This is a genomic window from Erythrobacter colymbi (genome assembly GCF_002155685.1).
Taxonomy (GTDB): Bacteria; Pseudomonadota; Alphaproteobacteria; order Sphingomonadales; family Sphingomonadaceae; genus Erythrobacter; species Erythrobacter colymbi.
On the sequence record NZ_MUYK01000037.1, the window covers coordinates 1 to 10,582 of the forward strand.

The following is a 10,582-nucleotide window of genomic DNA, read 5'->3' on the forward strand; positions in this document are numbered from 1 at the left end:
ATCACCTGTTTGCCGTCACGCGTCTGCTGTCCGTATGGACGCAAGTAGAAGGCACGCTGATGCCGCAAGAAGCACCAGGTCCTTCAACAGGAACTGTCCGGTTCCGGCCGAAATCGCCGGGAACCCGCCAGCGGTCGGCTCGGCGACGCCAGGCGTGCTCAGGAAAAACGTCAGTGTCACGGCATAAGTTAGGCATGACATCGCCGCGCCGAGAGCGGAGGCCGTCTTGTTGAAAGCACCGATAATCAGCGCAGCGGCCGTCGCGAGCTCGACGGTGCCTATAAAATAGCTTCCACCCTGCACCCCAAAAACGGCCGGAATCCAGCTCATGATCGGACTGTTCTTCATCAATGGCGCGATGCCCATCGCTTCATAGCTCGTGAATTTCATGCAACCGAACCAGAGAAAGATGACCACCAGCGCCCAGCGCAGCAACGCGAGAGACCCGCGAGAGCCGGTCGTCTTTTCAGCTATGTGTAATGTCGAAAACATGGTGCCTCGCTTTCATCATGGCGCATGACCTGCCTTCATGCTTAGACAGGCGTGATATATGCGCTGCGCATACACTATGCGCCATCAATGAATGATGCAACCCTTTGAACGTACTCTCGGACCGGCTCGTCAATCTGTTCGGCGCCCTCGCAGTGGGCATCACCGATCGAATTAAGAAGGCGGCATTCGACCCGACGATACCCGGCGGTGGCGAAACCACCGCGGCGATCGTCGTCATCGGTCACGCGACCGGTCTTTCGATCGACGAATTAGGACGGGTGCTAGGCTTGTCCCACGCGGGGACGGTGCGGCTTGTCGATCGATTGGTTGCAGCCGGGTTCGCCGTTCGATCCAAAGCGCTACGGGACCGTCGTGCAGTAGCGCTGATGCTCACTGAGGCAGGCGAGACTCGCCTATCTGCGATCCTGCAACGAAGAAACGAGACTTTATCCGAAATCCTTAGCCATGTCTCGAATGCTGACCGCCTCGTGCTGGAACGTATTGCCGAGACAATACTTGCGCAGATGTCTGACGACGCTGTCTCGGCGCTGACGATATGCCGGCTCTGCGACGAGAGGCGATGCTACAACTGTCCGATGGATGCCTTTGGAATGCTGGAGTCGTCGACGCATAGAGTCGACCCATAAGTGCGCGCAGAGACGCTTAGCGTATATCTGTGCCCGTTCTATGTCCTGACCCCGGTTTGGGTATTCCGCCAATCAAGGTGGAACGTGCCTAGTCGTCGCTGCTCACGAAATCCAGAAGCGACGCCCGCCGAGGATGTTTGTTGGATTTCTAGCGGCGTCAGCAGCTGCGGGCCTTATCTCGATACCGCTTGTCTGGTCTGGAGCGCTGGGCGCTACTCTCACGCCGTCGACTAGCATCAACTGGCTTCTCTTAGTTGGAGCAATCGCATTTGGGCTAGGCGCACTGATCAACGACACTTGTCTTCTCGGGTCATTGGCACGCTTGGGCGATGGGGAGATAAGGCTTATAGCGCTGCCGCTTGGCTTGGCTTTCGGTATATGGGCGGCCGATCAAACAAGGTTCGGCTATGAGGCGTCATGGCCAAGCCTCACTGCTACTCCCACTCTGTTGGGCCTTGCGACGCTTGCCGGTCTTTTGTTGGTGCTTATGCTGTCGATCGTGTTCGTCTGTATAAAGCGCGTTGCGCGCAAGAGGCCGGCGTGGCCCTTCGCCGCGTCGATGATCGGCCTCGGCGTAACTGGCGGTCTATTGTACGCACTGTCACCAGCGTGGACCTTCGCTGACTTGATTCAACGCGGGCTTCCTCTCCGCATGTCACCATCAGGCGAGGTCACGCTTGTTACGGTGATCTCATCGGTCGCGGGTGCTCTCACGGCTTCCTTTCGGCAGGGCAATCTGCGTCTTCAACTGCCCACTGGCTATGGCATAATTCGATCGATCGTCGGTGGCGCTCTCATGGGTGTCGGTATAGCTCTCATACCCGGCGGGAACGACGCAATGATCTTGGCGGCTGTTCCTACGCTCTCTCCTGGCGGAATAGTCGCCTACCTTCTGATGACGCTGACCATCGTCATCGGCTTTGCCGCGCGGAACGCGCTGCCCGGCCGGCGCGCTCCCGCACTGTAGAGCCGCGAAAGCACTTCAAAATGGATGCCCGTGCGATCATTCCTGCCGTCGATACGGACGATGCCTTTCAACCGGGCAGTCGAGACAACGGGCCTGATCGCACAGCCGGCAAGTCGCAACCCCCCCGAGGGGATCGCACAGTAGAGACGACAGGATGGAGTCGGCCGCGCGCTCCAATGCGCCGCGATCCTCAACTGAAACCTTGCTGAGTAGCTCCGCCACAGCGGCGTTACGGAGGCCAAGCAACTTAGTTCTCTCTACTTGGCCGAGGGCGGTTAAAGTAACGTGAGCCACACGACGGTCAGAAGTCGATTGCGACTTCGCTACGAGTTTCTGATCCTCCAGCCTCTCGACGACGCGGACGGCGCCTGCGTGTGACAGTCGAAGGACTTGGCGGACCTGTCCGATCGACATGCCCGGCGCGTGACCGATAGCGATGAGAGCGGCAGCGGTCTCGCCACCAGCGCTGAAAGCCTCGCCGATCGCTATACGCACTCGATCCGCTACCGCTTGCGAAAGCGCGCCGAAAATGTTGATCAAGCGATCAGAGGGTTCATCCATCATCGCAACTCATTCGATATATGCGTCGCGCATACGATATCGAGTGAGTGTTGTCGAGCCGTCCCACGGGCAGGCTACAGAACTGCCAAGCCGCTAGAGCGCTACTATAGGAGTTCACAACCGTCGCCAGGTTGTCCCTGTAGGTCCATCCTCCAACGCGATACCCAAGTCTGTGAGTTCTGCGCGGATCCGGTCCGCCTCGGCGAAATCCTTTCGGCTCTTCGCGTCCGTGCGAGCGTCGATCAGACGGGCGACGTGATCTGATTCCCCACTAGGCCCGTCTAAAAAGAAGCGAAACCAACGTTCACGTCTCGAAAACAGCCCAAGGAGCATGCCGCTCGCAATGAGCGATTTCGGGTCATCGATCGCGACCAACTTTGAGAGCGCCAGCGGCGTGTTCAGGTCGTCGGCAAGGGCGTCGACGACAGCTTGATTGCAGTCATCGATGCCGAGTTCCTCATCGTCGATGAAACTAAACATCTTCAGTCGCCGATACAGTCGATCCAAAATCGTTTTTGTTTGGGAGAGCAGCGCCTCGTTCCACTCCAGCGGCTGCCGATAATGCGCTGACAGCAACGCCAGACGCAGCGTCTCGCCTCCGTGGCCCCGCTCCAGCAGTTCGCCGACGCTCACAACGTTGCCGAGGCTCTTTGACATCTTCCCAACACCGGCCGCAGTGTCCGTCATCGTCAGAAAGCCGTTGTGCAACCAGTAGCGTGCCAACGGCGAGCCTGCATGAGCCGACCGGCTTTGTGCGCTTTCGTTTTCATGATGGGGGAACACCAGATCAAGCCCGCCGCCATGAATGTCGATTGTCTCGCCGAGATTCTCTGCAATCATTGCCGAGCATCCGATGTGCCAGCCCGCGCGCCCACGCCCCCAGGGCGAGTCCCACCCGATTGCCTCCGGCGGTGACGGCTTCCACAGGACAAAATCGGCCGGATCCTTTTTGTAGGAAGCCACCTCCACCCGTGCGCCGGCGATCATTGCATCGCGGTCACGGCGTCCGAGCGCGCCATAGTGCAGGTCGGACGGGACATGAAACAGCACGTGGCCGTGTGTTTCATAGGCGAAGCCGCCCTCGAGAAGCTTAGAGATCATGGCGATCACGCCAGGAACATGGGCTGTGGCTTTCGGCGCGATATCCGGCGGGCGCACGCCTAGTGCGCCCATGTCGGCGAGGTACAGTTCCTCAAACCGCCGCGCGATAACTGACGGATGCACACCCTCCGCGCTCGCTTCATCGATGATCTTGTCGTCGACGTCAGTTACGTTGCGGGCATAGGTCACCGCATCCATTCCATAAACATGCCGCAGCAGGCGCGAAAGCACGTCGAAAATCACGGCCGGCCGCGCGTTCCCAATATGGGCGCGGCTGTAGACAGTCGGTCCGCACACATACATCGTGACCCGGGCAGGATTGCTCGGAACGAACACGCGCTTCTTAAGAGCAGCCGTATCGTGAAGCTTGATGATAGTCATCGCCGGCTCTCTCGCGCTCACGGCCTCTTGCCCGGCAGCGACGAATGCTCGGCTTCAGACGTCGTCGGTGCCCACCGGCCCACCTTCACCCTCCATTCGATTGATGGCGCGCACATCCTTGGCATTGAACTTAAGCCGCACCCCGATCCCCCCGCTCGAATCATCGTCGATAAAAACCGCGCCTCCGCGTTCGAGTGCATCGCGTAACCGAGCTATGTCGGCGAAATCGAGCCCCGCTCTGCCAGCTTCGAAATCCGCTATGGCGTCTTCCTGCAGCCCCGCCACTAAGGCAGCGTGAGCGCGGGGCCACTGAACAAGAGCACGCGCTGCGCGCGCCAATGGTCCAGTCATGCCCATGATCGCTCCTACCCGAATGTCGTTCTCGGCGAAGCAGGCAGCATCCCTATCGTAGCCGCCTGCATCCTGCCGGCTAGATCAGCTTGCCCATGGCTACTGCCGTATCCGCCATGCGCGTGGCGAAGCTCCACTCGTTGTCGTACCAGGCAAGGACCCGAACCATTCTGCCGTCCACGACGTCAGTTTGCGGCAGAGCGACGATGGCGGATTCGCTGCGGTGGGTGAGATCGATTGAAACAAGGGGTTCTGAGGTCGTCGCGAGCACACCCTGCATCGACCCTTCAGCGGCCTGCCGAATGGCGTCGTTGACTTCCTCGATCGACACTTCACGGGCGGCTGACACACTCAAGTCCACGACAGATACGTTGGGCGTCGGTACGCGGATGGACGATCCGTGAAGCTTCCCTCTCAGCTCTGGGAGTACGAGCCCGATCGCGTTCGCGGCGCCAGTAGACGTCGGGATCATAGAGAGTGCGGCAGCACGCGCGCGGTAAAGGTCCTTGTGGACGGTGTCCAATGTCGGCTGGTCGCCCGTATAGGCGTGCACCGTCGTCATATATCCGCGCTCGATGCCGAAGAGATCGTTCAAAACCTTGGCTACCGGCGCGAGCACGTTCGTCGTGCAAGAGCCGTTCGAGACGATTATGTCATCTCGCGTTAGAGCGTCGTGATTGACCTTGAAGACGATGGTCTTATCAGCCCCCTCGCTAGGCGCTGAAACCAATACTCGCTTCGCGCCTGCCCGAAGGTGGGATTGTGCCTTTCCGCTCGTCGTGAAAAGCCCAGTGCACTCGAGCACGACATCGACGCCAAGCGATGCATGCGGGAGGTCTGCCGGATCACGCTCCGAAACAACTTTAATCCTTCCGGAACCGACGTCGATCCAGTCCTCGCCCGCTGCGATAGAGCCCCGGAAGGGACCATGCACCGAGTCGTACTTGAGGAGATGCGCCATCGTGGTGACGGGACCAAGATCGTTGATGGCCACCACCTCAATGTCTTGGCGGCGATGCTCGACAATCGAGCGCAACGCGAGGCGTCCGATACGTCCGAAGCCATTTATTGCGACCTTGATCGTCATGCGCGTCTCCGCTTGTCCGTAGTTCAAGCCGCTTGATCGACGGCCTTCCTCGGCGTTCGCCCTGGCGTACCGCTCATCGCCGACGGCCGGCTGAAGCCGACGGCCCTGAAAGACCGAAACGGTTGAGTATGTATGCGCCGCGCATAGACCTATCGCGAGGAGAGTAGAACGTCAACACGTTGCCAGTGCGCCCATGGCGTTGCGTTCAGCCAAGTGTAGTTGCAGGTCGCCGTCACGGTTGCGCGCCTGACAGGAGGTATCGCCTTTGTGCCGGACAGAGATGCGCAAAAGGCGCTCGCTGCCCAACGAGCAACAGGCGAGGTCCGCGATCGCATGCTGATTGACCTCGGAACACGTAGCTCCGCCGCACACGCGGTCCAATGCCTAGGCGCAGGAGTCGCGCAAGCCTGCGGATAACGAGGTCGCCACGTCTAGCGGGACGACCGAGGTGATTCGTGTCCCGGCTCGGTGGTCATGCGGTCAATCTCGCGAACATCATAGCCGATAGCTATCGATTGAAGGGCGTCTTGAGCGCTGCGACATCTCATAGCTACAGCGGGGGGGGAGTCCCGTAACCGACTGTAAAGCATTGTAAAAGCGCGCTTTCCTAACGCAGTCTCTCCGCAAATCGTGTAAGAGTTTGGCTTGCTGTCTATGCTCCGCGCACATATAGATGCGGCAATGGATGGACCTCGAGATCGCAACATTTTCGGGGCGTTCGCACTCATGATCAGCGACGACATCGTTCGCGCTAGTTCATCGCGGGCGCCGGAAGCTGGCCCTGCTGCCTCTGCATTGGCGCTGCTCGCGCACAAGCTTGGGCTATCTATTCGTATGCTCGCGGTCGGCGTGGGCCTGTCACACGCAGGAACGGTTCGTCTCGTGGACCGGCTAGCGGCCGAAGGGCTGATCGAACGCCGGGGTCATTCAACAGACGGACGCACGCGGTCTCTCTATCTCACTGAGTCAGGGAAGGTTGCGAGCGACGGCGTGCTCGCATCGCGGGACGAAGTCATCGCCGAGGGTCTTTCGATCCTCGATCCTGCCGAAGTGAAGCTCCTGTGCGATATCGCCGAACGCGTCCTCCGCGCTCGTTTGGAGAACCTCGAGCACTCATATCGGATTTGTCGGCTCTGCTGCTACGATGGCTGCACCAACTGTCCAATCGACGCCGAACTGCACGAAAGAGGCGTGGATCGAGAAGGCAGCGACGGCGCGTAACCAGCTTGTTGACGTGGCGGCGTCAGTGCTGCGCGATCAAATAAGCTGCGAGGAAGCCCACAACGGTTATGAAACCGATGAACGGAGGCGCCTTTTCGAAGGCTTCTGGAATCATTGCCTCAGCCAGCATCGCGATGACCGCGCCCGCAGCGAAGGAAAGAATTGCGGGAGCTTGCGTATCGGCCGAACCAAAAAGCAGATTGCCCAAAGCTGCTGAAATGCCCACGAGAAGTGGGATGCCGATCCAGATCGTGAAGATGTAGCGTCGAGATCGCCCGGCGACTTTCATACCCGATGTACTCGACAGACCCTGCGGCACGTTTGCGAGAAAGAATCCAGCGATCACCGCAACGCTGATCGCGCCGCCGTTCGCGACCGACATCCCGATCACCATCGCTTCCGGGATGCCGTCAAGGACGCTGCCGAGCGCGATCGCAGCGCCGCTCCCGTGCTGCTCGCCCTCACGCGGCTGCTCGGTGCATTCACCGCATCGCTTGCGATTCTTCGCGCCACGCCGAGACAGGTAGAAATTGGCTCCGCTGAAGATCGCAGCGCCGGCAAGCAGCGCGATGACCGCTGTGGGCCCGAGATCGTCCGAGACCCGTTCTCCAATGAGCTCGGTGGCTACAACTGCTATCAGAACACCGCCGCCAAAGCCCATGACGGCTGAAATCATGCGGTGAGTGAGCTTGCCAAAGAGGGCATCCGCGACGATCGCGCCGACAAGCAGCCCACTGCCTGACAGCAATCCCCACAGGCCCGCGATCACGTACTCAGGCATCACGACCTCGCTTCGCATCGCGAGACGCGAAGCCGAACATGAGACAAAGCCGCGCCAGTTTGGAACTCATCGATCTGACCTGTCCAAGCGCCAATTCGCTCGCTCGAAATGGCAGCTATAACCCTGGGGATTCCGGGCGAGATAGAGTTGGTGCTCAGCTTCCGCCTCCCAGAACGGCTCCTCCGGGTTGATTTCGGATACCACCGGGCCAGGCCAGCGGCCTGACGCTTCGATCTCGGCGATCGTTTTTAAGGCCACGTCCATTTGGGCCTGCGACGTGTAAAAGATCGCCGAACGATAGCTTGGACCGACGTCGCTACCTTGCTGCTCGTAAGTTGTCGGGTCGTGGATCTGGAAGAAATATTCCAGGATCTTGCGATAGCTCGTCACCGCCGGATCAAATGTGATCTCAACCGCTTCCGCATGGCCATGATGACGAGCATATGTAGGGTCAGGCATCTCTCCGCCTATGTAGCCAACGCGCGTGCCTACGACCCCCCTGGCTCGCCGAAACAAATCCTCCAAGCCCCAGAAACACCCACCAGCAAGGATTGCGCGTTCTCGACGCATGGTTTCGCTAACTGATTGACCGTGACTTTTTGCGGAAGTCACGATTACGGCTCCACCTTCGTGGGCGTGATGAATGCTAATCCGTCTATCAACTCGGTTTGCACATCCGACCCTCGGAGGAGCGTCAAGTCCACCGGACAGCGATCAGCAATCTCAAGTATCCGCGCACGCTGCTCATCACTCAACGGCCCCTCCAGAACGACCGTCCGTTTGAAGCGATCGGGGGGCATCATATCTGCCACTTTCATGTGCTCGACGGTCGTGCTCGCGCGCTCAAGCGGAAATCCCTTGCGGTTCGCGTAAAGTCGCATCGTCATGACGGTGCAGGCCGCTAGACCGGCTGACACCAATTCATAAGGGGACAATCCGCTGCCAAGTCCGCCGACCGACGGCGGCTCGTCCGCAAACAAAGTGTGCTCGCCGCTGCGCACCGTAAGCTGGAACTTTCCGGCTAGCGTCTCCGTGGCGCTCACGCCCTTCGCCGCTTCAACTTGCGGGAGGTCGTCCACGAGTGGCGGAAGAAAGCGGTTGGCCCAGGCAGCGACCATAGCGGCAGCGTAGTTCGCGTCGCCTGCATCGCTGAGGAGGTGATCCGCCGTATCAAGCGATATGAAGCTCTTTGGGTGGCGCGAGGAGACGAAGATGCGCGACGCATGGTTGATCCCAACCACCTGATCGACCGGGGAGTGCATAACCAGCACCGGACGTCGTAGTGAGTTGATGGCCGTCTCCACATCGATTGCTTGCAAAGACTCGATGAAGCTACGACTGATCACGAATGATCGACCGGCGATTTCGACCGAGGCTTCCCCGTCTTCCCTGATGGCGTCGAGGTCATCTTGCTTAAAGATGCTCAGGATATGGTGCAGGTCCGCCGGCGCACCGATCGTTGCCACCGCAGCGACATCTGGTAGCTCTGACGCGGCTACGATTGCTGCAAGGCCGCCAAGACTATGCCCGATAAGAAGAGAGGGGGTCTTACCGGCGGCCTTCATCGCCTTTGCGCCTGACCTGATATCCTGAACGTCCGAGGCGAAGTTCAAAGCATCGGCGGTCGGCTCGCCGATCCCAGCGCCGGCAAAGTCAAATCTCAAGACGCCGATGCCCGCGCGCGACAACGCGCGCGATATGTGAACTGTCCGTCGTCAGAACATTTGGCACAGGTCGCGGCGTAAATTAGCGGAGTGCGGGCCTCGTCTGTTGTTGGGTTTTAGGCGGCGAGCTTACGGTGTTGCAAGCGCCGATGTTCAATGGTCTGTCGCTTGATCCTTTCGCGTTGTTTGATGATGGCTGGTGCCCTGCCGAAGTAGGCGTCTGCGGGCGTCACGTTGTTTAGGCTCTCGTGGTATCGGCGGTGGTTGTAGTGCTCGACGAAGGTCTCGATCTGGGCCTCAAGGTCGCCGGGCAGGAAGTAGTTCTCGAGCAGGATGCGGTTTTTAAGGGTCTGGTGCCAGCGCTCGATCTTGCCCTGGGTCTGGGGGTGCATCGGGGCGCCGCGCACGTGGCTCATCTTGTTGGCCTCGATGTATTCAGCCAGTTCGCCCGCGATGTAGCTGGGACCATTGTCGCTGAGCAGCCGGGGCTTGTGCAACACCGTGGCGCTGTCGCATCCGGATGCGACCAACGCTACATCCAGCGTGTCGGTCACATCCTCGGCCCGCATGTTGGTGCACAACTTCCAGGCGATGATGTAGCGCGAGAAGTCGTCGAGCACGGTGGAGAGATACATCCAGCCCCACCCGATGATCTTGAAGTAGGTAAAATCGGTCTGCCACATCTCGTTCGGCCGGGTCGTCTTGGTATGGAACGCATCAGCCGCTTTCACCACGACGTATGCCGGGCTGGTGATCAGATCGTGGGCCTTGAGCAGGCGGTAAACCGTAGCTTCGGACACAAAGTATTGGCGCTCATCGGTAAATCGCACCGCCAGTTCGCGCGGTGACAGCTCGGACTGCTCCAGCGCCATTTCGACGATCTGGTCCTGCACCTCGGGCGCGATCCGGTTCCACACCCGGCCTGGAGCCGATGGCCGATCCGCCAACGCCTCCGGGCCGCCTGCGAGGTAGCGGTCATACCAGCGGTAGAACGTCCGCCGGGCGATGCCGAGTTGGTCCAGCGTTCGCTTGGCAGGCAGGTGGGACTGCTCGACGATCCTGATGATCTCGAGCTTCTCGGATGCGGGATACCTCATTCTTCGTCGCCCCCATCCGCGATCATGCTTTTTTTGAGCAAACGGTTTTCCAGCGTCAGGTCGGCCACGCATTCCTTCAGGGCGCGGGCTTCGCGGCGCAGATCCTGCACCTCGCCAGTGGTCGCGGCACGGGCGGTATCACCGGCCAACCGGCGCTTACCTGCTTCCATAAACTCCTTCGACCAAGTGTAATACAGGCTCTGGGCGATGCCTTCCTTGCGGCACAGCTCTG

Annotated in this window: 10 protein-coding genes and 2 pseudogenes; 3 read left to right on the forward strand and 9 right to left on the reverse strand. The window is 59.8% G+C overall.

The genetic code is table 11. The features are described from left to right. Window positions 1-15: 15 nt before the first annotated feature. A complete protein-coding gene (locus BZF57_RS19955; RefSeq protein ID WP_010339850.1) occupies window positions 16-492 on the reverse strand; it encodes a YkgB family protein in 477 nt (158 codons plus the stop codon). A gap of 104 nt (window positions 493-596) precedes the next feature. Between BZF57_RS19955 and BZF57_RS19960 the strand changes: the two genes are divergently transcribed. Together BZF57_RS19960 and BZF57_RS19965 are read left to right on the forward strand one after the other, a co-directional pair. Beyond that, the gene (locus BZF57_RS19960; RefSeq protein ID WP_010339851.1) at window positions 597-1,139 is read left to right on the forward strand and encodes a MarR family winged helix-turn-helix transcriptional regulator; all 543 of its coding nucleotides are present in this window, start codon (window positions 597-599) and stop codon (window positions 1,137-1,139) included. Between the two features lie 88 nt (window positions 1,140-1,227). Further along, window positions 1,228-2,106, forward strand: a pseudogene (locus BZF57_RS19965) (YeeE/YedE thiosulfate transporter family protein); the annotation flags it as partial. 36 nt (window positions 2,107-2,142) lie between these two features. Here the strand turns inward: BZF57_RS19965 and BZF57_RS19970 are convergent. The 4 genes from BZF57_RS19970 to gap all read right to left on the reverse strand — a co-directional run bounded on the left by BZF57_RS19970 (window position 2,143) and on the right by gap (window position 5,587). Next, complete coding sequence (locus BZF57_RS19970; protein ID WP_086741086.1) at window positions 2,143-2,670, reverse strand: MarR family winged helix-turn-helix transcriptional regulator; 528 nt, start codon at window positions 2,668-2,670, stop codon at window positions 2,143-2,145. Between the two features lie 111 nt (window positions 2,671-2,781). Next, window positions 2,782-4,149 carry a cysteine--tRNA ligase gene (cysS, locus tag BZF57_RS19975; RefSeq protein ID WP_069311315.1) on the reverse strand — a complete coding sequence of 456 codons (1,368 nt, stop codon included), beginning with the start codon at window positions 4,147-4,149 and terminating at the stop codon, window positions 2,782-2,784. A 54-nt stretch (window positions 4,150-4,203) separates the two neighbouring features. Then, entirely contained in the window at window positions 4,204-4,434 is a 231-nt protein-coding gene (locus tag BZF57_RS19980; protein ID WP_240506065.1) for a DNA-binding protein, read from the reverse strand. Between the two features lie 145 nt (window positions 4,435-4,579). After that, on the reverse strand, window positions 4,580-5,587 hold the full coding sequence (gap, locus tag BZF57_RS19985) for a type I glyceraldehyde-3-phosphate dehydrogenase (RefSeq protein WP_069310780.1): 1,008 nt from the start codon (window positions 5,585-5,587) through the stop codon (window positions 4,580-4,582). Between the two features lie 726 nt (window positions 5,588-6,313). On the opposite strand from gap, the gene BZF57_RS19990 reads away from it, so the two are divergent. After that, entirely contained in the window at window positions 6,314-6,808 is a 495-nt protein-coding gene (locus BZF57_RS19990) for a MarR family winged helix-turn-helix transcriptional regulator (RefSeq protein ID WP_240506066.1), read from the forward strand. Window positions 6,809-6,830: 22 nt separating this feature from the next. On the opposite strand, the gene BZF57_RS19995 is transcribed toward BZF57_RS19990, so the two are convergent. The 4 genes and pseudogenes from BZF57_RS19995 to BZF57_RS20010 form a co-directional block, all read right to left on the reverse strand. Beyond that, complete coding sequence (locus tag BZF57_RS19995) at window positions 6,831-7,589, reverse strand: ZIP family metal transporter (RefSeq protein ID WP_069311316.1); 759 nt, start codon at window positions 7,587-7,589, stop codon at window positions 6,831-6,833. 66 nt (window positions 7,590-7,655) lie between these two features. Next, on the reverse strand, window positions 7,656-8,159 hold the full coding sequence (gene msrA, locus BZF57_RS20000; RefSeq protein ID WP_058193752.1) for a peptide-methionine (S)-S-oxide reductase MsrA: 504 nt from the start codon (window positions 8,157-8,159) through the stop codon (window positions 7,656-7,658). A gap of 44 nt (window positions 8,160-8,203) precedes the next feature. Beyond that, window positions 8,204-9,289, reverse strand: coding sequence for a bifunctional alpha/beta hydrolase/OsmC family protein (locus tag BZF57_RS20005; RefSeq protein WP_086741092.1), 1,086 nt, complete (start codon window positions 9,287-9,289; stop codon window positions 8,204-8,206). A gap of 80 nt (window positions 9,290-9,369) precedes the next feature. Next, window positions 9,370-10,582 (reverse strand): annotated as a pseudogene (locus BZF57_RS20010) (IS3 family transposase); the annotation flags it as partial.